This window comes from Bacteroidota bacterium, assembly GCA_016706255.1.
In the GTDB taxonomy this organism is placed as follows: domain Bacteria; phylum Bacteroidota; class Bacteroidia; order Chitinophagales; family BACL12; genus UBA7236.
Genome location: JADJJZ010000019.1, coordinates 1 through 22,244, shown reverse-complemented (window position 1 = coordinate 22,244; position 22,244 = coordinate 1). Strand labels below are relative to the sequence as shown.

The window sequence follows — 22,244 nt, the reverse complement described above, 5'->3', positions numbered from 1 at the left end:
CGCGCTTTTCCCACTTGTCGCTATTCATACTGATTAAAAACACATACATAAATTCAAGCCTTCGCTGGAAATGTGGTAATAAAATTAACACCGCCCGGTTTTGAAATCGATTTTTGTATTTCAATCTTTAAATCCGTGCATTTCCATTTGATCCAGCGTATCCATGTATTGCCTAATCGTTATACGCGGCAACGCAACCCTTCCGATTTTATATGGTCAAATAAAGTAGTAATATCTGTAGATTAAATACACGATTATTTCGCCTTTAATAAAAATTGTAACAAACTGCTTTCATTTAATACCTTTTCAAATAACATTTGTAAGGTGAGATTAAATGTCTCGGCAATCCAATGCGTAATATTTGCTTCAAATTTTATAAGAATAGATGGATAACTCCGCAATTTTATCGTACTTAAAACCGTACTATCACTTCAAACAGAACGCCAGAAAAAATTTTTATCCCGCTTCGAACTAATCCATGCAGAAATTGCTGCAATATCATGGATGCCGAATCTCTAAAAACGGATATCGTATAATTTCAACAATAAATGTTCTCCGCATGCGGCTTCTGCGACTTCTTCATCCCGAGATATTTTAATATGTTTATTATTTGCGTTACCAAGGGTAATTCAAGAATATTTATTTTTCTGCGTACCCTGATATGGTAAAACCGCGTTTTTCAAATACATTAATTAATTTTCAGCCTGTGCATGTTTATGATATAACACCGCGATGGTATCCGGATTAACACCATCCTGAATTAGTCTTTTTTCACTTTGTTCAGCACACCGGGCATGTTCCTGTGCCAGGTTTTGATATTCAAGCAATAGCGGTTCATGTAATGTTTGTCGAGCAGGATGCGCCGCAGTAAGCACTTTCGACAATCCATCCAGCCTGTTTATAAGCCGCTCCTTATTTGACTCAATAATACTTTTTGAAGCATCTAAAATTGCCTGATGCGAACGGTAATTTTCAGTTAAAAACAACCACCTGAATTTCGCTTTCATAAGAGCGATAAAAATCGATGATGTTTTTTACACGCGCTCCTGGAAATTCAAATATACTCTGATCGTCATCTCCAACCGCAAAAACGTTTGGAACATCCCAATAACTAATCAGTAAATTTACTGACTTATTTTGTGCGCCATTGGTATCCTTGAAATTCATCTACCAAAAATATAAATACCGCGCCTTGGATAATTGCGCAACATATTTTCCTCCTGCAGGCGAAGGGTCTTTAAATGCTTTGATAACCCATAAAATCATATCGCTGTAATCGTATCGGCCAAGGGCCTTCATTCTGGCAACATATTCAGGATACAAAATCATCAGTAGCGCGGGTTTTTCCATTTTATTCATTTCCGCCTGTAAATCTTTCTGCTTTATGTCACCAATTTTAACCCCTGTTTTTGTACTTCCTTTTTATAAATATAATCCTCACGATTGGGTAAATCCGCAATATATTGATTCATTGCAGTATTTAATCTGTTTTCATCCCAATCCTCATCTTTTCGTTTCTCATTTTAAAAATTATTCAGGCGACTTACATCATAACTGGTATCACCTTTTAATTTTTTTAATTTGATGATCACTAGGCAGCCCTGCAACATTTCCTCAATTAAATTAACGTTCTCCAACTCCGAAATGGGCTCAAGCTCACGTTTTCGAAATAATCGAGATTCGCCTGAATTACATCGTTACAAATGCATGAAACGTATAACATGCACGCGATATAACCGCCCAATAAATCTAACAAACGCTTGCGCATGGCAATTGTGCCTGCATCGGTATAGGTTAAACACAAAATATTATCGGCAAAGTATCGGTTTCCATCAGATTTTCCCTCATTACGAATACAAAATCTGTGTGTTTTCCTGTTCCAGACCCAACAACCAATACCGACCTTCAATGCTATCAACGGCTTTTGCGCTGTTGTGCATTAACCCTCGTATGCCGCTTCGAATGGGACGCTTATGGTTGGTTGAAATTTGCATGCTATTTGCCAGTTTGCACTTGCCGCCGCTCAACGCCGCTAAACAAATGTAATTATGGAAAAAATGTCGAACAATAATAAATATTTACTGTTGATTTTATTTACAACGGCAACTGTTTTTCGGTTGTAAAAAAATGTTTGACGATAAAGATAAAACAAATAAAGATACACTGGCCGTCGAAAAAACGATACCGCTATTTCTATTAATTTGAAAATCCAACGTTGATGAAAAAATCAATTTTACGCTTTCAACCTGAAATCGGTACTAAATATGTAGTTGAAAGTAACGTAAGTATGAGCCGATGAATCGCAGGATACTTTTAAAATTAGTTACAAATCAAAAAATACGAAAGTAAATTTGAAAATCCTTGCTAAGGATAAAGAAAATTATAAAATTGAATTCGTCTTGTCGATACACGCGAAAATATAAAACCGGATACAACAACAATGATTATCAATATAATAAAACCACTTGCCGACCCATCAGCTGATATTAAACTGTAAAATTGAAGACTGTCCGTAACATCCCCTCACCATTTTGATGGACCCCTCCGGTGAAGCCCTTGCTATACTTGGTTATGAGGCTATTATTGCTAAAGTGGAAAGCAGTAGTTGGTCAACAAATATTCCTGATCAATGATAGCCGCTCAGTTATTAGGAACACTAACCGGAACATCTTGAAAATTACTTTTTAAATTATCCGATACGGCCATTAAAACTGGTGATAAATGGACAATCGTAACTGCATCACAAATGCAGGGTGTACCAATTACATTAACCAATAATTATACACTTGCCGACAGAAAAGATGGCATCGCTTATATTAATTTTAAAGTGGATATTGCTATCGACAAAAGTGCAATTCCTGCTGATGTAGCCGCAAAAATGGTGAATATTAAATTTAGTGCTTACATAAAAGGCACCGGAGAAGTTGAAGAAAAGTCCGGTTGGCCGAAAGTGATAAAAGTAACACAAGGTGTTAATCTTTCTGATGTTTATGAAGGGCATGTTACCACATCAAAACAATTTAGCTCTTCGGTAATTAAGTGGATTCAATAAAACATCCAAAATATTACATTTTAATTGCCGCCCTGGTCACCCTTTTTGGTATTGGCGGGCTTGGTTTGGGGCTGATGTACTTTTTTCATAAAAGTTTATTTTATCAGTTATTAATACATCCGCTAGGAGCATCACCATCCAGGTTGCTATTGGGACAATTTAGCCATAATTGCACTTATTCCGCTCACAATACTACTACAGCTCAAAACGTTGGATGGAACCCGTCATTTTTTTTGCCGATTTATTGTTGCGACCGCTGCGTTGTTTATAGCACTACATGGTTATCTCAACCCCAAAAACAAACCGCTTTTTATTTATGGCATAGTTTTGTTAGTAGTGAGTGCCGGTTTTGGTTATTTATTGCCAAAATATGGTATTTACGCGACTATGCACATTTTTGGATAGATGTGGTATTGATGCTTTACCTGAAAAAGGCTGCATCAAAACTCAAAACCTGAAATTTAATGTTACCATACTTATGCAATTTTTAATAAACTGAATCTCAATAAAAATATTTACATTTTAGTATAACTTAGGAAAAATCAACACTGATTATGAAGCGGAAAATGTATAATGCTCGTTGCCATTTTAATGTTAGCAGGAGCCGTGATTTCAGCAATTACATTTCAAACTATGAAAAATCCCGAATACAGCAATTGGCAGGGGTTATGATGCCGAATGGAAAGTGGTAGACTCCTCGAAAACCAGGGCCTGCCCGAATCTGCTTTAAAGCAGTGGAAACAATTTACACCTTTGCGAAAACCGATAAAAACGACGAGCAATTAATTAAAGCCGTTATTTATGAAGCTAAAGTACATCAACATGGTGCAGGAAGATGCACAGGTGAAAGCCATTAACCTTTTGCACGGAAACAGAATTGGCTACCGGTGTTACTAAAAGTATTTTCCAAAATCTGTTGGCGAAATTTATTGGAGTTATTATCAAAATAATCGCTGGAAATTTTCAAACCGTAGCACAACTGTCGATTTTAAAAATGACGATATCAGCATGGGATATAAAATCTTTACACCAAAAACATACGATTTATATGTTGCTTCTATTCAAAATCGTGAAGAATTAAAAAAAAGTAAAATTAATAAATACAGCGCCATTTTAATTGAGGGTGATGCTTACGGAAAAATGTTGCGCCCAACCGTTTACGATTTTCTCGCACACCGCACAATTTGATTTTTAATGAACGATGAAGTGTATATAACCGAGCCGGCTTATTCGTTTAAAATGGACAATCCGGTTATCTTTGGCAGCAATAAAGCGTTCGCAGGGTACGAATTTAGTGGTGATAATAATGCATCGAAAAAATTATTGGCGTTGCGCATTTTACAGGATTTAACTATTGCACATATATATGACCCGCAACCCGCAGCTTTAGTCGATTTAGATATTAAACGTTTGGCATTTGCTAAAAAACAATGCCGTAAATCTGAATACCGACAGTCTTTATTTAAGTGCATTAATAGCAGAAGAAAATTATATCGCAAAGACAGCAGCTCAACACAAATTAGTTATTTAATTGCAACTGAACATTACAGCAAAGCGCATTAATTATCAACCCTCGCCGGCGATGAAAATAAATGGGAGAACAAAATTGCCATCGACATTTGCAACGCTGCCATTGCCGCTTTTCCAAACAGCATAGGTGCAAAAAATTGTGCTGCTTTAAAAATAACCATCCAACAAAAAGAATATACCATTACTGCTGAACGCGTAAATGTTCCGGATAAACCATTCCGCGCAGGTGTGAGAGTTTCAAAAACATCGACACCCTGTTTTTTAAATTGGTAAAAATCAGCTCCGAAGACATGAGTCGTGTTGAAGCTATGGAATACGATGTTAAATTTGCCGAGCTCGAAAAATTTCCGGTGGTTAAAAGCTGGAATCAACCACTGCCCGTTGATGGCGACTATCAACAACATTTTACCGAAGTAAAAATTGATGCGTTACCACTGGGAAGTTATTATTTAATTGCCAGCGAAAATGCGAAATTCGTAAGCACATCAAATAAATTAGTTGCTCAGGAAATATGGATAAGCAACCTCAGTTATATTGCTTCAGGAAATGATTATAACAATGCACCTAATAAAGATTTTTATGTATTGGACCGCACAACAGGTAAACCAATTTCAGGAGCAACCATTCAAACATATCGCAAAGACTATGATTATAACAAACGCGATTACAACTATAGAATTAAAAAATATACAACAGATAATAATGGTTTGTTTTCCGTTAATGACCCACTTGTTGCTGATTATTATTATTTTAATTTCAGTATTAAAAAGGTAACGATTTTTTAGATGCTGATAATAATTATTACATCTCCAAACAATACAAATCAAATAATAACACCACACAAAATACCTATTTCTTTACCGACCGCGCCATTTATCGCCCGGGACAAACTATTTATTTTAAAGGTATTTTAGTTGAGCGCAGTGCTGATGGCAAAACACAAAATGTAATGGAAAATCAGAAATCCACTGTTACATTTTATGATGTTAATGCACAAAAAATTGCAAGTCTCGATTTAACCACAAACCAGTACGGCTCATTTAGCGGAACCTTTACCGCGCCAGCTTCCGGGCTTACCGGGCAAATGCGTATTCAAAGTGAATCGGGTTCTGTTTATTTTTCTGTTGAAGAATATAAACGCCCTACGTTTTCAGTAGGTACCTAACCCCGTAACCGGTAATTATGTTTTGGGTGATAGTATTTCCGTAACAGGAAAAGCTGTTTCTTATGCCGGCGCAAATATCGATAACGCGAAAGTGGCTTATCGGGTGGTTAGAAATACTTTTATCCGTATTATTATTACAATTACGACAGGTGGTGGAAACCGCACCAATGAGTGCTGATGTGGAAATTACCAATGGTGTTGCTTATACCGATGCTGAAGGTAATTTCAAAATTGATTTTATTGCTTTAGCTGATTTAAATGCAGATAAAAAATTATTACCACAGTTTTCTTATACAGTTTATGCCGATATTACCGATGTTTCCGGAGAAACCCGCAGCACACAGGCATATGTAACAGTAGGATATACATCAGTAAATGTATTTGCAGATGTTCCCGTTAGTTCAACAACCGGAAAAAATACAATCGTAAAAATTACAACCAATAATTTAAATGGTTCTCCATTGCCAACAAGCGGTAAAATTTCACTTTTTGCAATTGATTCACCTAATAAATTGTATCGCGACAGAACCTGGCAACAGCCTGACGTTCAAATTTTGAGCAAAGCCGAATACAATAAATTATTTCCAAACGATTTATATGCGGATGAAAATAATATGTATAAATGGCCTGTGCTCAATAGTGTTTTAGAAGCAACCTGGAACAACGAAAAAACCGATTCTGTTGTTTTAAATACTGCCGCATTAAAACAAGGTATTTATAAAATGGAAATCAGCACTGTAGATAAAAGTGGTGAAATAATTAAAGTAGTTAAATACCTGAGTATTTTAAATGAAGGTAATTATAGTGTAACACCTGAATATAATTTTACCACTACCGTAAGTAAAAATTATCAGCCAGGCGAAAATGCCATAATCAATATTGGTAGCAGTGCAAAAAATGTTACCGCCTTATTAGAAATTAGTCGCGCCGATGGAACCAGCGCTCGCAAATGGATTACCCTTCCTGATATGGGCAATCGCGGCAGCAACTCCAGCATGATGGATATCGAAATCCCGATAACTGAAGCCGACCGCGGTGGTTTATCTGCACAAATTTGTTTTATTAAAGATGGCCGCTTTTTTAATCAGCAATATTTTATTAATGTGCCTTGGGATAATAAAAACCTAAAAGTAGAATTAGAAACACATCGCGATAAGTTGCAGCCCGGCGCAACCGAAACCTGGAAAATAAAAATTTCAGGAAACAACGGCGAAAAAATTGCCGCAGAATTATTGGCAAACATGCATGATGCCTCACTCGATGCTTTTACCGGTCATTACTGGAATACGATTAGCTGGCCCGGATTTTATAATTATCGCTACTGGTCGGGCGCAACATTCGAAAACAGTCGGGGTTTTGTTTATACCGATAACGAATGGTGGAGAACAGGAAGTTATGTAGGATTTTCTTACGATGCACTCAACTGGTTTGGTTTATATTGGGGTGGCAGATATTATGATTATTATGATGGTGACCTGAGTATTAAAGGTAGTCGCGCAGATATGCCGGTTATGGCTGCTATGACCGAGTCGCTCGGAGATGGTAAAGTAGCAAAAAATAAGACTTCTAATGAAGAATTCGGATTAGGTTTAGACACTCAATTAAAATTAGAGGATAAAGTCCAACAAATGCCTCCGGTTGCGCCACCGCTTGATCAGGTTGCTACCAGAACAAATTTAAATGAAACCGCATTCTTTTATCCCCACCTTACAACCGATGCCGAGGGTAATATTGCATTTACATTCACAATGCCTGAAGCCCTTACAACCTGGAATTTTATGGCATTTGCACACACTAAAGATTTGCAAAGCGCACAATTATTCGATAAGGTAATTACGCAAAAAGAATTAATGATTCAACCAAATGCGCCGCGCTTTTTAAGAGAAGGTGATGAGTTGGTATTTACAGCAAAAGTGTCGAACCTCACCGGAAAATAGTTTAAGCGGAAAAGCAAGTCTCGAATTATTTGGATGCATTAACGATGCAGCCAATTGATGCAGCATTTGCAAATACAATTCCGGTAGTAGAATTCACAACTGCCGCAAAAGGTAGCGCCGCGGTGAGCTGAAATTAAAAATTCCTGAAGGTTATGACGCTATCGTGTATAAAGTAAAAGCCGCATCAGGAACATTTACCGATGGTGAAGAAAATGCATTGCCGGTTTTAAGTAATCGCATTTTAGTTACCGAAGCAATGCCGCTTTGGGTTAGAGGTAATCAGTCGAAAGTATTTTCTTTTGATAAATTAATTAACTCAGGAAAATCATCCACCATCCGCAATCAAAGTTTGACCCTTGAATATACCTCAAACCCTGCTTGGTATGCTGTTCAGGCCCTGCCGTATATGATGGAATATCCTTATGAATGCAGAACAAGTGTTTAGCAGATATTATTCAAACAGTATTGCTTACCATATCGCAAATTCAGATCCTGAAATAAAACGTGTATTTGATTCATGGAAAAATAATCCTGCATCGCTTACTTCCAATCTTGAAAAAAATCAGGAATTAAAACAATTATTGTTGGAAGAAACACCATGGGTATTGCAGGCACAAGATGAGACCGAACGCAAAAAACGTGTTGCCCTTTTGTTTGATATGAACAGAATGAATAATGAATTACAGTCTGCATTAAACAAATTGGAACAAATGCAATTACCTAATGGCGGTTGGCCATGGTTTAAATGATATGAGGATGACCGTTATATCACACAATATATTGTTACCGGACTGGCACATCTAAAACAATTAGGAATTGAAGATGCCAACAATAACGATAAATTGAATGGTATGCTTGATAAAGCATTGGTGTATTGCAATAATCGTATGGAAGAAGATTATCGCAATCTCGATAAATATAAAGTAGATAAAGTGAATTATGTTCCGGGTAATACCTTACTACAATATTTATATGCAATCAGTTATTTCCCTGAAAATCGTGTTGCGTTAAATAAAGAACAACAGGAAGCAAAAATGTATTTCCTTGGTCAGGTGAAAAAATTCTGGAATAAATACAGTTTGTATGAAAAAGGAATGATTGCCTTATTAATGAATCGCAACAACGAAACTGCAACTGCAAATTCCGCTGTTAAATCAATTAAAGAATTTAGTTTGAATAGTGAAGAGATGGGCATGTATTGGAAAGAAAACATTTCCGGATATTACTGGTATCAGGCTCCTGTTGAAACTCAGGCATTAATGATAGAGGTATTTGGAGAAGTTGCTAAAGATGAAACATCCGTGCAGGCATTGCAAGTTTGGTTATTGCGCCAGAAACAAACCACAGACTGGAAAACAACACGTGCCACTGCCGAAGCTTGTTATGCTTTATTATTAAGGGGAGATAATTTATTGAGTAATAAAGAACTGGCTATTATTACAGTTGGTAAATTATTGGTTAAGCCCGAAAGTGTTGAAGCCGGAACCGGTTATTTTAAAACAAACTGGTTGGGAGATGCAGTCCAATCTGATTACGGAAAAGTATCGGTAACACCACCTGCTAAAAACACCTTGAGTTATGGTGCCATGTACTGGCAATATTTTGAAGATATTGATAAAGTAACAGCATCAGACAATAACCTGCAGATTAAAAAACAATTGTTTCTGCAACAAAATACCGCGAGCGGACCGGTAATTAAACCGTTAACCGACAACGTGGAATTACATGTTGGTGATTTAATTAAAGTAAGAATTGAAATTCGTGTTGACAGAAATATGGAATATGTGCACATGAAAGACATGCGCGCCAGTGGGTTTGAACCTGTAAATGTAATGAGTCAATACAAATGGCAAGACGGACTTGGTTATTACGAAGCAACCGGCGATGCCGCTACTAATTTCTTTATCGCTTATTTAAATAAAGGAACCTATGTATTTGAGTATCCCTTACGTGTTGCACATAGTGGTAATTTCAGTAATGGTATTACTACAATTCAATGTATGTATGCTCCTGAGTTCACCAGCCATAGCGAAGGTATTCGGGTTCAGGTGAAATAAAAAAATAAAAGCGCATTAAGTAATAATCTTAATGCGCCTTTTTATTTGTTGTCAATGCAATTCTACTTTTTGTTCCCGCTTTGTATATATCCACATATAAATTGAGTGCAGAAACAGTGGTGTTATTTTATTAATAACATACATCCATTTTCCCAATCCGGAAAAAATCATTTTTTGCTTTTTTTGTTCCAGCATCTTTATCAGTTTATTCGACACAACAGGTAAAGGCATCTGCTTGATATTTTTTCTTGACGGTTGGGGTATCCTATTTCCCGAAGCATTTAAAATTGTTTTTTCTTTGCTGTTTTCAGTAAACCCAAGATAAGCGATTGCAACATGTATCAGTTTCAGCAAGTTCTATACGCAGCGATTGTACTTAAAGCCGATAAGGCCATTTTTGAACAACAATATGCTGAGTGATTACCTATACCGTGCAATCCCGCAACGCTTCCAATAAATAAAATTGAACCTTTTGATTTAATGATATGCGGCAACGCAAAATGTGTGATGGTTGCTGCACCGATTAAATTTACCTCAACTATTCTTTTAAAAACTGCCGGGTCGGTTGCTTTAAGCGAACCTTCTGAAGAAATGCCGGCATTGTTTATTAATACGTCTATTTTCCCATGCAGACAAATGGTGGTATTAATTATTGTTCTGCAATCATCGGTATCAGCAACATCGCCCGCAATTAATGTAATATTTTTTTCAAATTTGATGAGTTCGTTTCGGGTTGACTCCAGGCGTTCGGCGTTAGTGGCATTTAATATTACGAATGCGCCTTTTTGTAATAAATGCTCTGCTATCGATTTTCCAATTCCCATGCTGGAACCGGTTATAATCACTACTTTTTTTTCCCAATTCATAGTTATAAATTTTTTCAACAATAACCTTCCTGTTTAAACCATTGAACGCAATCTGAAATAGCTTTATCGATAGGTGTTTGCGGCATCAGTAATTGTTTAACCGCATCGTTGCTGTTGTAATAATATTTTTCACATCCTATTTGAGCCATTTCTAAACTCAGCAGTGGTGCTTTTTTAAATATTGCACCATATAAGCTGCCAGCTGCACCAATTGTTTTAACAAAAAAATCCGGTAGCGGAGAAATGTTAGCGGGTTTACCGGAAATTGCTGCAACCTTTTGTAAAAATTCCTGATAGGTTAAATTCTGATTACCTGCGATATAATATTTGCCTTTTATACCGATGGCAATTGCGTTGGAGATTGCATTTGCTACATCGTTTACATACACGAAATTTTTTCCGCCCTTGCTACAAAATTTTAACTGTCCTTTTATTAACGATAAAATCATTTTGCCTGAAGACGGCAACGAATCATAAGCGCCGACCATGTATGTAGGTAAAATTGCAAGTGCGTCTAATGCATTTGTTTCGGCTGCTTGTAATACAAGATTAAGAGCTCTTGTTTTAGAATCAATATAATCCAACATTTTTGTCTGATTATTTGCCGATGCCGATTTAATTGAACTTGCTGTACCCACATAAATGAATCGTTTTATATTACAAGCCTTTGCAACCGTTATCATATTTTCGGTTCCTGTAGTATTTATTTTACGAATAAAGCTTGATTTTGCGGGCCAAACGCAAGTGTTAGCTGCCGCATGAATAACAATATCGCAGCCCCGCATTGCTGTCATTATAGAATCAACAACAAGTATATCGCCGTAATATTTTTCGATATCGAGGCCTTGTAATGTTTTTGATTTTGAAGTTGTTTGTAAAAAACACTCTGATAGTATGGCCCTGGTTAATTAACAGTCATCTTAAATTACTGCCCAGTAAGCCATCAGCTCCTGTGATTAGAATTTTCATAAGTATTTGTGTTGTGGAGATGAATGATTTATTCATCTCCTGGTGTGAGAATAATTAGGGATATTTTCAAATGTTAATTGGTAAGTATACCAACTGAAAAACCACAGGTTAATGCTATTCCGAGTTCATCAAATTTTAAATATTCATGTTTGAAATCGCCGCTATAACCTTCTTCAAAAATATTAACACCATAACCGGCACCAATCCAATAGTCAAGTAATACTCTTTTACCTACTACTTTTTGTTTGCCTACATTTAATAATAATGCAGTACCTGCATAAGCATCTTTCCTTGTTCATATTCGGAAGGAGCGATAAAATATACAACAGCTAATTCAGGCTCAAAGTATCCTCCCTGAAAATCACTGTATTTTTTTAATCCGTCTGAATAATAATCCGGATTGAAATATAATTTCGCACCTGCTTTTAATGAAACACCCTTGTTATTAATAAAGTCGTCACTCACATTAGGGCCTATTAAACCAACCCCAAGATCGAGTGTAACATTTTTTTGTAAAACCTGATTGTAATTAAATTTGAGTGAGCCGGTAACCGGAGAAAATGGCTGAATGGTTATGGCTCGTTGATACTGATCAGCAGGGGTTACTTCGTTTGAAGATGTTTGAGCAAATGTGTTTGCGTAAAAAAGGATAATTGCCGGTAATACTAATAATAAGTTTTTCATAATGTTTTGTTTAGTGATTCAAAGGTGCTGCTTAACAGATGCTCAATACAACGGGTTAGTCCCAAATGAGAAATGGGGTTTATCGTTAATTACAATTGATTGGCAGTTGGCAGCCATTTGTTGCAAAAAATGCCTCATTTTGGCGGTTTTTTAGTCCTTTTTTGCGAGAATCCGTAATTCGAACCCTTTTTTTACCCTCATGAAGTGCATTAGCGGGTATATTCACTGTCATAGTAATCTAAAATTTGTGTTCCACTCCCGACAAACTTTTTTCAAAACAATACATTTGCAGCATGATTGCAATAAATACTCCTCGACATATCTATTTCCTGATTATTTTGTTTTCAATAACAAGTTTATGTGTTGGGCAACCGAACCACATTAAAATTGGCGATACCTTACATCTTGAAAATTACCAACTCACTGCTCTGAATAAAAGTGATTTGCAATCAAGCAAACCCTTGGTAATCGATTTTTGGGCAACCTGGTGCGGACCATGTATTGCCGCATTTCCACATTTAAATGAAATAACTTCCAAATATGAAAATCGTATTCAGATAATTGCCTTAAGCGATGAAAAACCGGATCGGGTAAATAATTTTATCAAAAACAATAATTATGCTTTTGATTATTTTATAGATAACAATAAATCGGTTTTCACCTTATTTGAAATTGATGCACGACCACTCACCTGTTTAATAGCTCCAAATGGTGTACTTCTATGGGTTGGAGATAGCAAAAATCTTGAGCCGGTAATTGATGATTATTTACTCAACAATTCCATTAACCCTCAAATTGCAACCGGTGCTTTTGCAGGAAAATATTATAAAACAAACCAAGCGCCTAAACAGTCAAACAACTTAATGTTATATCAACTCGGCTATAGTGTTGATCCGGATGATTATTTTGTGGTTTCACAAAAAGGTCCCCGCGTTGATAGTGCCATTAATATTGAATATCGTGCAGTTACGGTTAGTGAATTACTTCAGGACATGCTCAATTTACCTGCATTACAATTTAATAATACTGTAGAAAAATTAGATACCATTTATATCGACCTCATCGCAAAAAGCCAAAACCCGGCTATGACGTATAAAGTGGTTTCAGAAAAAATTAAATCGGATTTAGGATTGATGTTCAATTTTTCTATTGCTACAGAAAAAAAGGAAATCAATTTATATGAATTAAAAGTTGCAGATACAAAAAAGTTAAATCACTATCTCGAACCAATTGAAGGTGGCGGCATGGTTCAAATTATTGGCGACAGTGTTGTTATTACCCGATTGTCGCTCGAGCAAATTGCTTATCTTCTCGAAAAAAAATATAAAACATTTTTTAGTTATAATGGTAATGACATGGGAAAATATTCATTTACTTATAAAAATGTTGCTACAATTGAAGAAATGGAAAAGCAGTTGTTTGAATTAACGGGAATTAAATTCGAAAAAGAAATGGCTGTAAAAGAATTTATTACGATACAATAATTACTGTTTCCTAACCAAAGTACATTTCACTTTATATGCTTTTGTATTGCCATTAAGATCAAATAATTCAGCATAAATAATATAAATACCTGAAGCAATTTCTTCGCCTGCATCATTAACGCCATCCCAGGTTAAAAAACCTTCGCGGCTTAAGGTGAAATTATTGGCCAGTTCTTTCACAAATTTTCCCTGAGCAGAATATATTTTAAAGTTGCCGGTAAAACCCGCTTCTTCGGTATTATAGGTAACTACCAGCAAATCGTGATACCCGTCTCCATCAGGCGAAAATACAGGGTATTCCACATCAACGGAACCGGCTGAGGTATAATTGCCAAATACAGAGTTTTGATATCCCGGAGTACCATAATGTACATCTGCCGCCGCGCTATGCCAGTTGTTTTGGTCTTGCGTGGTGTAGTCGTAATTTACCCTTTCGAGTGAAACACCATTTTGGTCAGATAATAATGCATAATGCCAGTCATCATAAAAATGTAATCTGTCAATTTCATTTAAAGCCAAATCCAATATCGCAACTATACCTTCATTATCGCTGTAATTTGGCATATCCGATGCATCAATAAAATTGCCGGTATCAATTGCTAAATATTGTTGTACTACATTTTCACTATTAGAAGAAATACATAAATAAGCACCGGGAAATAATAACCGTCCTATTGCACTGATATTTGCATATTCATTTACCGAAGTGGTATCAAATAAATCCATTTCAGCAATAATCAGCGTTGACAATTCAATTATTTTATTGGAGCGATTGTAAATTTCAACATAATCAACACTTTCAGAAACGGGATTAAATAAAATTTCATTAATTACAACATCATTCGCTAATGCCGGTTCAGGTAATCCGAATTGAGCTGTATTAAATGCATTAATTAAATTACCACTGCAATCGCTTGCATTAGTAACCTTTAAGGTATACACAACACCATTATTTAAAGGCGACGCTAAAACAACACCAACAATAAATGGATTTGCAACATCAAATATTATTTGTGTCGGAATATACTCACTGCCATCGTTACCATTAATTACAAAATCTTCTGCTCCCAAACCTGCTGCAATTAATGCTTCATCAAAAGTTGCAATAACAGTATCAATTGCTAATGGATAAGCTTCCAGCAAAGCCGGTGGTGTTTCATCCGGATTGTCGGCTATCACCGAATTTTGTGCGCCCGGAGTTCCACCGGTAGCATTCGTAGATGCGGTCCAGTTATCATCTTCCTGACAAGGATTATTCGTATCTATCATCTCCAAACTCCAGCCCCGTCTTCTTTTACAGCGCTATCGTACCAGTCGAGCGTGTAATAAGCAGTATGAATTTTAATTGCTTCAGGACTATATAATTGCAAATCATCACCATCATTATTTAATGAAGGAAATGAAGTAATACCTAATACATTCGGGTATGCCGTAAACAAATCAGCAACATCAGCATCAACAAGAACAACATAAGTTCCTGCTGTTAAAATATATGTTGAAAATGCATCACTTTCGGTTGTTGCATCCTTCATCACAAATCCGCTTAAATCGATATCTACATCTGTGTTATTATATAATTCAACGTATTCACCTAGTGGCAAGCCGTTTTGTGGCTCTATATCTGCAAAAATTTCTGTAATTAATTCATCATATTCTGATGCCGTGTAAACTGAAAAATTGGTAGTTAAATTATCTGTAGCGTTGCCAACATTATCAGCAACTTCATTAATTGTTAATGTTAAATTAATACCCTCAGGGAAGGATGACAAAAAAGTGAGCAGCACTTTTGAAAAATCTGTAACACCTCTTGTTGCATCTATTGGACTTCCACGCCGTTGTCAATTACATAATTCGTTTCTGTTTCCGATGAAATTAATTCAACCTGTTCATTAAAAACAATTTCTAACTGCGTGGAAGAAATTACAGTTAATGAAACAATTTCCGGTGCGCTGTTATCTACATAAATCGGGTCGATGGTAATATTGTCGTAATAAAATTTATCGCAACGTGTTGAAGTATATTTTGACCAGATGCCAAAATAATTTCCGCCATTATATTCATCATCAACCGCACTGCCTTCCAAAACATAATCTGTTCCACCGATTGGGTCAACATACAATTGCCATTCCGCATCATTTGTCCGCACTACTTTAACACCTGCTGTAGGCGAAACCGACATATCTGAGCTTCCCTCAATTACAATACTGGCGCTGGCTCCATTAGAACGCCACAGTTCAACTCTGTCTGAAATCCATCTTCCCCAATCCGCACAAAATAGCCATAAATATCTCCACTTAAAACAGGTGTATTACTTTGTAAATACACGCGTGTATGGTTCGTGCTGGAGGGGTCAAAATCAAGATCCACAAAAAAAGTCCACACAGCAGAATCCATTGTTGCAACCGGAAATGTGAGGTAACCGGTTCCACCAAGGTCACAATCGCCATTTAATTGTAGCTGCGTTGAAGCGTTTACAACATAGTCGGTATCGGTTCCTGTCCATCCAAGTAAATCACCATCATCGAAATTTTCGACAAATTGTGCCTGTGCCGTACATGCGCAGACAAATAAAAAAACGGCTGTCAATATGCTTTTCATGATAAAATAGGACTGAAAAATACGGATTTTTTTTAAAACACGCTAAAGACGGTTTTTTGTAATGCAAACTAATTTTCTTTAAACCCAAATTTCAAACGTTTATTTAACAATTACCCCTGCCTCATTAACACTAAATTGTTGCCATGGAAATAAATTTGTGTTTGCTGTTTTGAGATTTATAAAATAGGTTGAAAAAAAATCAATTTTATGCTCCGGAATTATATAAAAACAAAACGGTTGTTGCTTTAACTCCTTTTCAATTTTTTGTCTGATTACATCAAAATCAGTATTCGGCAAAACATGGGCAGCTCCCATTTGTAAACAAAACCTGTCGAATGGATATAACAACTCCAATGCCTGCAATTGCCAGAACATGGATTGTTCACGTTCATACAAACCTTTCATTAAATCTGTGTTACCATTATAACCCTCAACATAAGCAATACTCAGTCGCGCAAAATAAGGATAAAGGTCGCCATAATATTTTTCAAGCAACAACTGAGTATTATCATTTTGTTGCATAACCTGAAAAATGGTAAACAATTCGTTAGCCACTTCCTCAGGATGTGTTTTATACCAATCAATAATTAATTGAAAAAACGGTTTCAATTCATTCTGGAAATATGCGGATGTGTCTAATAATTTCTGTGCCAGTTCGGGGTTATCATAAATAACCATTTCGTTATTCAATTTTGCAGCCGCTTCGAATTGTTTTGCAAATGGTTCATAAAAAGTAATACAAAACAAACTTTGTATTGCATTAACATAATATTTTTTTAAATTATAATCAATACATGAAACGCGTATGTTTTTACTTTGTTTATTTAACTCTGCAATTGAACGTAGCTTACCTTGCTGATATTCATTATTATTAAATAAATCTATCCACATTTCGTTGCCGGTTTGCATATATTTATTAAAAAAGTATTCAAGACTTACTGACGATTCCATTACAAAATGATTCACCCGGAAACTGTCTATAAGGATTTTTCTATAAATATGTTCCGTAGCAAGTATTTTATTGATATAAGCAGTTTCTTCAGCCGTTTTGGCTTGTTGTACATTATCCAGATGCACCTCTCCAATCATAAACCAGGATGTGGTTTTAGGGATGGAGATATTATTTACAATGTTTTGGGTATACCCACTAATGTGCAATAAAAAAATACCAATAATAAGCTGAATTTTTTTCATATTTAGTTGCTTGTGATATCCGGAAATTTGCCGTGACAATGTTTAAATTTTTTCCCGCTTCCGCAAGGGCATTTTGCATTACGGCTGATATTTTTAAATGGTGACTGTTCACTAGCTTCGGGTTTCGGAAGCACCGGGGTTTTATTCTCCTCAAACGCATTCATCCAATTAAATTTATTCTTATGTTCGGGGAAATCTCCATATTTTATATAGATATTTTTTTTGTCGAATGAATTATCTCTATTAGCCTCCTCAATCGCGTACTCTAACATGTTTTTAAACGGCAACTCAAATATCGGATTAAACCGAGGGTCGTTGTAAAATTGTTGTACGGCCTCAGTTAATGGCGAATATTGTTGCTCGAGTGCATCCTCACAAATTGTATTTAACAAGAAATCGTTAAATACATTTGGCTGTAAAGGTTGATTATTAATTCTATCTAAAATAGTTAAATATGCGTCAACTACTGCTTTATATTTTGAGGATAATGCAATTGAATTTGAAATAAAGCACTTAAAACTACAACCTTTGATGCGGGCTCTAATCCAGGTTCAAACAAAAATGCTACATAATCATCACATTTGTTTTTTCCGGCTATTGTGAGTACCGACCACAAATCAGAAAACTGGTTTGGAAAAACCCAGTTGGATAAAAATATTTCATTGTTTTTTAAAAAAAGTAATATATCGGGTATGGCTTCTTCAGCTTCGAAAGTGCTTCAATAAAATTGCATACATGATTGAACATCCCTTTCCACCTTTATATTGTTTTGTTTCAAAATACAGAAACCTATTTTCAAGATCATGCAGAATTTTAATCAAGTCGCGGATAAAAGATTCCCTTGGTAATAATAAAAACTTTCTGATTTCCTGGCTATCCGGTTCAAACTTTTTTTATAAAACAATAAAACTTCAGGGTTTTCAAATTCAGGTGCTGTTGCATCAAAGCTTCCCGGAATATCGATATCAGTTTCAATTTGAAAAATATCCCCTTCCACAATATCGTCATCAAATTCAGCTTCTATTTCATCTCGATCCAGTTGAAGCAATATTTGTTCATATGCATAGTTCAACGGTTTAATTTCTCTTAAGGTGTCGGCGATTTCTTCTACAAACTCAATGTTTTCATCTGCGAAACCAAAATCAACAGCTTCCATCACATAAATAAGATATTCGAAATAAGTAATCGTTTTTCGTTCTGGTAACAATATACTGCAACTAACAAACCCTTGAATAAATTATCAATCGATTCATAGTTGTTTTGCTTTGCAAAATATGTGCTTAAGGTTTGTTTCGCCATCAAAAAATCAGGATATTTATCTAACACCTCTGTCGCTAGATTATAAGCTAATAAATCTTTATTTTCAGACAAATAGTTTGTTGCTAGCAAACTTTTAAACACGACATTTTCCGGATACGTTTTAACCAGGTTTTTTAATGTTGTTGTTTTTATATCATGGATCTGCATTTCGGCAAACAAATCGTTAATAATTTCACGTTCATTGGGCGAAATAGCATAACAAGCATCATATTCAATAAAATCATCGGTGAGCGTTATGGTTTCGGTTGGCAGTTTATATTTCTTTTTTGGCATATGGTAAAGTTATATAAAAAGGTCATTCCTAATTTTAATTTTTATTAAAATGGGTTTCAATTAACTACCCCCATTCCTCACCATCCCTTACCTTTGCAAAAAAATAATCATGAGAATTGCCGTTGTTGGCGCTACGGGACTTGTTGGCCAGATGATGCGTCGCGTTTTAGAAGAAAGAAATTTTCCGGTTACCGAGCTTATTGCGGTGGCTACTGAACGTTCTGTTGGCAAAAAGGTTAAGTTTCGCGGTGAGGATGTTGAGGTGGTGAGCATGGAACAGGCAATCGCCAGAAACCCGCAAATAGCGCTGTTTTCGGCCGGCGGACAAACGAGCCTCGACTGGGCACCAAAATTTGAGGCAATCGGTTGTTGGGTAATTGATAATTCCAGCGCATGGCGTATGAACGAAAAATGTGCGCTCATCGTACCCGAAATAAATGGTGATGCAATTGCTGATTACAATAGTAAAATTATCGCCAACCCAAATTGTTCTACCATTCAAATGGTATTGGCGCTGAGTTTATTACATAAAAAATATACCATCAAACGCATTGTAGTTTCAACTTACCAGTCGGTATCGGGAAGTGGCGCTAAAGGTATCATGCAATTACATACCGAACGCAGCAGCAATTGTCGCGTTGCAGAAAACTCCTGCTTATCCGCATCAAATAGATAAAAATGTTATTCCTCAGGTGGATGTGTTTTTTAAAATGGTTTTAGCAAGGAAGAAATGAAAATGCATTTTGAAACACAAAAATATTGCGCGATAATCATATTCAGGTTTCGGCAACAACCGTTCGTGTTCCGGTAAGCCGGGGACGCGAAAGCGTAAATGTTGAATTTGAAAATGAATTTGATTTAGAAACAATCAATCAACTTTTAACAGAAACGGAAGGTGTTGTTGTGCAGGATGATTTTGGCAAATTCTGTACCCAATGCCTTTGGATGCCGAAGGTAAAGATGACGTGTTTGTTGGCCGCATTCGCCGCGATTATACCCAGCCCAAAACCCTCAATTGCTGGATTGTAGCCGATAATAACGAAAAGCGCCGCTACAAATGCTTTGCAAATTGCACAATATTTGGTGGCTCATAAATTGGTATAATTTTGTTTTTAGATTTACGTTATAGATAAAACATTTCCCACATTGAAAAACTATTCAAAAATTATTTATCATCGGTTTTGTTGGTTGTTTAACGGCGGTTTAATTATTTTATTAATTAATCGCTCTGTAAATAATGCTTCAGAAGGAAAAATATTTCGTGATGTAAATAAATCCTGCAAACGATGTCGCTGTTGTTTTAGGCACTTCGCGATGGCTGCAAAATGGATATGAAAATAATTATTTCACCTATCGTATCAATGCCGCTGCAGAATTATATCTCAACAAAAAGTGAAAAAAATTTTAGTGAGTGGCGACAATGGTACTACTTTACAACGAACCTTGCGAAATGTTTGATGCGCTGGTAGAAAAAGGCGTAAATCCAAACGATATAGTTTTAGATTACGCCGTCTTCCGCATTCGACAGTATGATACGTGCTAATAAAGTTTTTGGATTAAATAATTTTATTGTTGTTTCTCAGGATTGGCATTGTGCCCGCGCTATTTACATTGCAAAAGCAAATGATATCACTGTAACGGGTTACGCCGCAAAAGATCCCTACATCTCCAATAAAGCGCAATTAAGAGAATATCCTGCAAGAGTAAGTGCATTTTTAGATTGTTATATTTTAAAAACTAATCCTAAATATTTAGGTGAGCCGATTAATGTAGTTGCGGGTTTATAAAATCATTTTTTTTATAGCGTTAAAATATTGATTCGAATAAAATCAAATATCTAAACTCACACCAACGCGAATGCCAAAATTTGGGGCGAGGGGATTGTTGCGGTAGGTTAATCGCCAAATAGCATCTACTCGAATTAATTTGAAAATATTTTCTACACCAATGCCGGCTTCCATGTATGGGTTTGGAGAAGGAGCAGTGTTGCCGATGTAAAATGGTTCGGTGTTTTTTAAATAATCGTTTGCAATGCGGTTGCTTTCACTTAATGTGCCATATACCATTTTAAATGTTGCTACCTCGCGCAATTTTAATTTTTGTATCAGCGGAATTTTATTCAGGAAAAAGCCATGAAAACTATGTGTTAAAAATAATTCTGCATAATTATCCATCACAAATTCATATTCATTCATCAGGTTAAAATTACCGTGATTCATAAAAATAGGTTTCGTTTCCGGGCGGACTTTCCAGCAATAACGTTGGTAAGGTGCCAAATCTTTTCCCCTTTTATCGAATAGGTGGTGGAGCCAAAACTGCCTAGTAAAAAATAATCTTCAAGTGTTAATTCAATAGATTTATAATTAAAATCGCTGCCACCAAAATCGGGAATACCCATTTTATAATGAAATGTAAAAACAGGATACTAGTGCCTAAACTATAACGTCGGTAATTATCGAATAAAAAACTTTTCGCGATAGGCAAACGGAAATCCTAAATCAAGTTCCGCATTATTAATATCTGTAACCAACGAATCTTTCGATTGTAATAATAAATATCAAACAACGGATGCATTTTCACACTCGTGAAAGTAATGGAGTTCGATATTCCCCAAATCCAGTCTTTTTCATAATGTGCTCTGAATTTTTCGTGGTCAATTATTTTTTGCGGTGTATCTCTTCTGCGATATAATCCCGACAAAATATTATCCTCTCCAAACGTAACACCTTCGTTGCTGCTTACATCAAGGTCGTTTTCGTACGAAAATTTAAATTGTTGCCATGGCTTTTTATTTAATACCACACTAAAATCGCCACCGTATTTAAATGCATTATCTTTATACCATAAGCCAGGTAACCGCCTAAAGCAATGCGTTTGCTGATTAAATCACCTGTTTTAACATCAAGTCTTAATCGCAATCCTTCCACCTCATCGCTACTCACCATATTTAAACGGGCCGATGCGCACATATCCCAAATTCCAATAGCCATACATTAATGTATTATATACATCAACTATGGTGTTAAAACTTTGATGTTTGCAGACTGTCCACCATTTGGTAAACACCGTGTTCATTTATTTAGTTCTTCCGGTCGCACTGAAGCCCAAAATGCTT

General features: G+C 36.0%; 31 protein-coding genes and 1 pseudogene. 14 read left to right on the top strand and 18 right to left on the bottom strand.

Features of this window, described 5'->3' with window-relative positions; genetic code table 11:
• Window positions 1-692: 692 nt before the first annotated feature.
• The 4 genes from IPI65_16660 to IPI65_16645 form a co-directional block, all read right to left on the bottom strand.
• The gene (locus IPI65_16660; protein ID MBK7443078.1) at window positions 693-986 is read right to left on the bottom strand and encodes a hypothetical protein; all 294 of its coding nucleotides are present in this window, start codon (window positions 984-986) and stop codon (window positions 693-695) included.
• Window positions 973-1,167, bottom strand: a complete 195-nt coding sequence (locus tag IPI65_16655; protein MBK7443077.1) for a UvrD-helicase domain-containing protein — start codon at window positions 1,165-1,167, stop codon at window positions 973-975. The genes IPI65_16660 and IPI65_16655 overlap by 14 nt, the downstream gene beginning before the upstream one ends.
• The gene (locus IPI65_16650) at window positions 1,168-1,350 is read right to left on the bottom strand and encodes a hypothetical protein (protein ID MBK7443076.1); all 183 of its coding nucleotides are present in this window, start codon (window positions 1,348-1,350) and stop codon (window positions 1,168-1,170) included.
• Window positions 1,351-1,618: 268 nt separating this feature from the next.
• Window positions 1,619-1,909, bottom strand: coding sequence for a hypothetical protein (locus IPI65_16645; protein MBK7443075.1), 291 nt, complete (start codon window positions 1,907-1,909; stop codon window positions 1,619-1,621).
• A gap of 837 nt (window positions 1,910-2,746) precedes the next feature.
• On the opposite strand from IPI65_16645, the gene IPI65_16640 reads away from it, so the two are divergent.
• The 10 genes from IPI65_16640 to IPI65_16595 all read left to right on the top strand — a co-directional run bounded on the left by IPI65_16640 (window position 2,747) and on the right by IPI65_16595 (window position 9,741).
• On the top strand, window positions 2,747-3,052 hold the full coding sequence (locus IPI65_16640; GenBank protein ID MBK7443074.1) for a hypothetical protein: 306 nt from the start codon (window positions 2,747-2,749) through the stop codon (window positions 3,050-3,052).
• Window positions 3,040-3,510, top strand: coding sequence for a hypothetical protein (locus IPI65_16635; GenBank protein ID MBK7443073.1), 471 nt, complete (start codon window positions 3,040-3,042; stop codon window positions 3,508-3,510). Before IPI65_16640 ends, IPI65_16635 begins: the two co-directional genes overlap by 13 nt.
• A gap of 550 nt (window positions 3,511-4,060) precedes the next feature.
• Complete coding sequence (locus IPI65_16630; GenBank protein ID MBK7443072.1) at window positions 4,061-4,240, top strand: hypothetical protein; 180 nt, start codon at window positions 4,061-4,063, stop codon at window positions 4,238-4,240.
• Window positions 4,241-4,246: 6 nt separating this feature from the next.
• Entirely contained in the window at window positions 4,247-4,615 is a 369-nt protein-coding gene (locus tag IPI65_16625) for a hypothetical protein (protein MBK7443071.1), read from the top strand.
• 257 nt (window positions 4,616-4,872) lie between these two features.
• Window positions 4,873-5,367, top strand: a complete 495-nt coding sequence (locus IPI65_16620; protein ID MBK7443070.1) for a hypothetical protein — start codon at window positions 4,873-4,875, stop codon at window positions 5,365-5,367.
• A gap of 20 nt (window positions 5,368-5,387) precedes the next feature.
• Window positions 5,388-5,747, top strand: coding sequence for a hypothetical protein (locus IPI65_16615; GenBank protein ID MBK7443069.1), 360 nt, complete (start codon window positions 5,388-5,390; stop codon window positions 5,745-5,747).
• A gap of 62 nt (window positions 5,748-5,809) precedes the next feature.
• A complete protein-coding gene (locus IPI65_16610) occupies window positions 5,810-7,684 on the top strand; it encodes a hypothetical protein (GenBank protein ID MBK7443068.1) in 1,875 nt (624 codons plus the stop codon).
• A 163-nt stretch (window positions 7,685-7,847) separates the two neighbouring features.
• Window positions 7,848-8,129 carry a hypothetical protein gene (locus IPI65_16605; GenBank protein MBK7443067.1) on the top strand — a complete coding sequence of 94 codons (282 nt, stop codon included), beginning with the start codon at window positions 7,848-7,850 and terminating at the stop codon, window positions 8,127-8,129.
• On the top strand, window positions 8,107-8,433 hold the full coding sequence (locus tag IPI65_16600; protein ID MBK7443066.1) for a hypothetical protein: 327 nt from the start codon (window positions 8,107-8,109) through the stop codon (window positions 8,431-8,433). The genes IPI65_16605 and IPI65_16600 overlap by 23 nt, the downstream gene beginning before the upstream one ends.
• 102 nt (window positions 8,434-8,535) lie before the next feature.
• Window positions 8,536-9,741 carry a hypothetical protein gene (locus IPI65_16595; protein ID MBK7443065.1) on the top strand — a complete coding sequence of 402 codons (1,206 nt, stop codon included), beginning with the start codon at window positions 8,536-8,538 and terminating at the stop codon, window positions 9,739-9,741.
• Between the two features lie 347 nt (window positions 9,742-10,088).
• Here the strand turns inward: IPI65_16595 and IPI65_16590 are convergent, their stop codons facing one another.
• From IPI65_16590 to IPI65_16580, 3 genes are all read right to left on the bottom strand, one after another.
• On the bottom strand, window positions 10,089-10,607 hold the full coding sequence (locus IPI65_16590; GenBank protein ID MBK7443064.1) for an SDR family NAD(P)-dependent oxidoreductase: 519 nt from the start codon (window positions 10,605-10,607) through the stop codon (window positions 10,089-10,091).
• A 14-nt stretch (window positions 10,608-10,621) separates the two neighbouring features.
• Entirely contained in the window at window positions 10,622-11,503 is an 882-nt protein-coding gene (locus IPI65_16585; GenBank protein ID MBK7443063.1) for an NAD-dependent epimerase/dehydratase family protein, read from the bottom strand.
• A 328-nt stretch (window positions 11,504-11,831) separates the two neighbouring features.
• Window positions 11,832-12,260, bottom strand: coding sequence for a hypothetical protein (locus IPI65_16580; GenBank protein MBK7443062.1), 429 nt, complete (start codon window positions 12,258-12,260; stop codon window positions 11,832-11,834).
• Between the two features lie 293 nt (window positions 12,261-12,553).
• Between IPI65_16580 and IPI65_16575 the strand changes: the two genes are divergently transcribed.
• Complete coding sequence (locus IPI65_16575) at window positions 12,554-13,744, top strand: TlpA family protein disulfide reductase (protein MBK7443061.1); 1,191 nt, start codon at window positions 12,554-12,556, stop codon at window positions 13,742-13,744.
• Here the strand turns inward: IPI65_16575 and IPI65_16570 are convergent, their stop codons facing one another.
• From IPI65_16570 to IPI65_16535, 8 genes are all read right to left on the bottom strand, one after another.
• Window positions 13,745-15,013, bottom strand: coding sequence for a hypothetical protein (locus tag IPI65_16570; protein ID MBK7443060.1), 1,269 nt, complete (start codon window positions 15,011-15,013; stop codon window positions 13,745-13,747).
• Window positions 15,010-15,528, bottom strand: a complete 519-nt coding sequence (locus tag IPI65_16565; protein MBK7443059.1) for a lamin tail domain-containing protein — start codon at window positions 15,526-15,528, stop codon at window positions 15,010-15,012. The genes IPI65_16570 and IPI65_16565 overlap by 4 nt, the downstream gene beginning before the upstream one ends.
• 32 nt (window positions 15,529-15,560) lie before the next feature.
• Window positions 15,561-15,923 (bottom strand): hypothetical protein, encoded by a 363-nt coding sequence (locus IPI65_16560; protein ID MBK7443058.1) that lies wholly within the window; start codon window positions 15,921-15,923, stop codon window positions 15,561-15,563.
• Window positions 15,924-15,940: 17 nt separating this feature from the next.
• Window positions 15,941-16,342: a hypothetical protein gene (locus IPI65_16555; GenBank protein ID MBK7443057.1), complete on the bottom strand. Its 402-nt coding sequence runs from the start codon at window positions 16,340-16,342 to the stop codon at window positions 15,941-15,943.
• Between the two features lie 99 nt (window positions 16,343-16,441).
• A complete protein-coding gene (locus IPI65_16550) occupies window positions 16,442-17,536 on the bottom strand; it encodes a hypothetical protein (protein ID MBK7443056.1) in 1,095 nt (364 codons plus the stop codon).
• A 2-nt stretch (window positions 17,537-17,538) separates the two neighbouring features.
• Window positions 17,539-17,928, bottom strand: coding sequence for an SEC-C domain-containing protein (locus IPI65_16545; GenBank protein MBK7443055.1), 390 nt, complete (start codon window positions 17,926-17,928; stop codon window positions 17,539-17,541).
• A 425-nt stretch (window positions 17,929-18,353) separates the two neighbouring features.
• Entirely contained in the window at window positions 18,354-18,695 is a 342-nt protein-coding gene (locus tag IPI65_16540; GenBank protein MBK7443054.1) for a hypothetical protein, read from the bottom strand.
• Window positions 18,692-19,129 carry a hypothetical protein gene (locus IPI65_16535; GenBank protein ID MBK7443053.1) on the bottom strand — a complete coding sequence of 146 codons (438 nt, stop codon included), beginning with the start codon at window positions 19,127-19,129 and terminating at the stop codon, window positions 18,692-18,694. The genes IPI65_16540 and IPI65_16535 overlap by 4 nt, the downstream gene beginning before the upstream one ends.
• Before the next feature lie 109 nt (window positions 19,130-19,238).
• Between IPI65_16535 and IPI65_16530 the strand changes: the two genes are divergently transcribed.
• The 3 genes and pseudogenes from IPI65_16530 to IPI65_16520 all read left to right on the top strand — a co-directional run bounded on the left by IPI65_16530 (window position 19,239) and on the right by IPI65_16520 (window position 20,916).
• Entirely contained in the window at window positions 19,239-19,805 is a 567-nt protein-coding gene (locus IPI65_16530; GenBank protein MBK7443052.1) for an aspartate-semialdehyde dehydrogenase, read from the top strand.
• A 54-nt stretch (window positions 19,806-19,859) separates the two neighbouring features.
• Window positions 19,860-20,233: pseudogene (locus IPI65_16525) on the top strand (hypothetical protein).
• A 425-nt stretch (window positions 20,234-20,658) separates the two neighbouring features.
• Window positions 20,659-20,916 carry a hypothetical protein gene (locus IPI65_16520; protein MBK7443051.1) on the top strand — a complete coding sequence of 86 codons (258 nt, stop codon included), beginning with the start codon at window positions 20,659-20,661 and terminating at the stop codon, window positions 20,914-20,916.
• Between the two features lie 42 nt (window positions 20,917-20,958).
• Here IPI65_16520 and IPI65_16515 read toward each other — a convergent pair whose 3' ends face one another.
• The 3 genes from IPI65_16515 to IPI65_16505 all read right to left on the bottom strand — a co-directional run bounded on the left by IPI65_16515 (window position 20,959) and on the right by IPI65_16505 (window position 22,119).
• Window positions 20,959-21,348 (bottom strand): hypothetical protein, encoded by a 390-nt coding sequence (locus tag IPI65_16515; GenBank protein ID MBK7443050.1) that lies wholly within the window; start codon window positions 21,346-21,348, stop codon window positions 20,959-20,961.
• Window positions 21,349-21,622: 274 nt separating this feature from the next.
• Entirely contained in the window at window positions 21,623-21,931 is a 309-nt protein-coding gene (locus IPI65_16510; GenBank protein MBK7443049.1) for a hypothetical protein, read from the bottom strand.
• Window positions 21,922-22,119, bottom strand: a complete 198-nt coding sequence (locus tag IPI65_16505) for a hypothetical protein (GenBank protein ID MBK7443048.1) — start codon at window positions 22,117-22,119, stop codon at window positions 21,922-21,924. The genes IPI65_16510 and IPI65_16505 overlap by 10 nt, the downstream gene beginning before the upstream one ends.
• Window positions 22,120-22,244: the final 125 nt, after the last annotated feature.

Coding starts and splice junctions, on each gene's coding strand:
- IPI65_16655 (MBK7443077.1), bottom strand. CDS start 1,167: ATGAATTTCAAGGATACCAATGGCGCACAAAATAAGTCAGTAAATTTA.
- IPI65_16650 (MBK7443076.1), bottom strand. CDS start 1,350: ATGGAAAAACCCGCGCTACTGATGATTTTGTATCCTGAATATGTTGCC.
- IPI65_16640 (MBK7443074.1), top strand. CDS start 2,747: ATGCAGGGTGTACCAATTACATTAACCAATAATTATACACTTGCCGAC.
- IPI65_16630 (MBK7443072.1), top strand. CDS start 4,061: ATGGGATATAAAATCTTTACACCAAAAACATACGATTTATATGTTGCT.
- IPI65_16625 (MBK7443071.1), top strand. CDS start 4,247: ATGAACGATGAAGTGTATATAACCGAGCCGGCTTATTCGTTTAAAATG.
- IPI65_16620 (MBK7443070.1), top strand. CDS start 4,873: ATGAGTCGTGTTGAAGCTATGGAATACGATGTTAAATTTGCCGAGCTC.
- IPI65_16610 (MBK7443068.1), top strand. CDS start 5,810: ATGCCGGCGCAAATATCGATAACGCGAAAGTGGCTTATCGGGTGGTTA.
- IPI65_16600 (MBK7443066.1), top strand. CDS start 8,107: ATGAATGCAGAACAAGTGTTTAGCAGATATTATTCAAACAGTATTGCT.
- IPI65_16595 (MBK7443065.1), top strand. CDS start 8,536: ATGCTTGATAAAGCATTGGTGTATTGCAATAATCGTATGGAAGAAGAT.
- IPI65_16590 (MBK7443064.1), bottom strand. CDS start 10,607: ATGAATTGGGAAAAAAAAGTAGTGATTATAACCGGTTCCAGCATGGGA.
- IPI65_16580 (MBK7443062.1), bottom strand. CDS start 12,260: ATGAAAAACTTATTATTAGTATTACCGGCAATTATCCTTTTTTACGCA.
- IPI65_16575 (MBK7443061.1), top strand. CDS start 12,554: ATGATTGCAATAAATACTCCTCGACATATCTATTTCCTGATTATTTTG.
- IPI65_16570 (MBK7443060.1), bottom strand. CDS start 15,013: ATGATAGATACGAATAATCCTTGTCAGGAAGATGATAACTGGACCGCA.
- IPI65_16560 (MBK7443058.1), bottom strand. CDS start 15,923: ATGTCGGTTTCGCCTACAGCAGGTGTTAAAGTAGTGCGGACAAATGAT.
- IPI65_16555 (MBK7443057.1), bottom strand. CDS start 16,342: ATGAAAAGCATATTGACAGCCGTTTTTTTATTTGTCTGCGCATGTACG.
- IPI65_16550 (MBK7443056.1), bottom strand. CDS start 17,536: ATGAAAAAAATTCAGCTTATTATTGGTATTTTTTTATTGCACATTAGT.
- IPI65_16535 (MBK7443053.1), bottom strand. CDS start 19,129: ATGCCAAAAAAGAAATATAAACTGCCAACCGAAACCATAACGCTCACC.
- IPI65_16530 (MBK7443052.1), top strand. CDS start 19,239: ATGAGAATTGCCGTTGTTGGCGCTACGGGACTTGTTGGCCAGATGATG.
- IPI65_16520 (MBK7443051.1), top strand. CDS start 20,659: ATGATACGTGCTAATAAAGTTTTTGGATTAAATAATTTTATTGTTGTT.
- IPI65_16515 (MBK7443050.1), bottom strand. CDS start 21,348: ATGAATCACGGTAATTTTAACCTGATGAATGAATATGAATTTGTGATG.
- IPI65_16505 (MBK7443048.1), bottom strand. CDS start 22,119: ATGGCTATTGGAATTTGGGATATGTGCGCATCGGCCCGTTTAAATATG.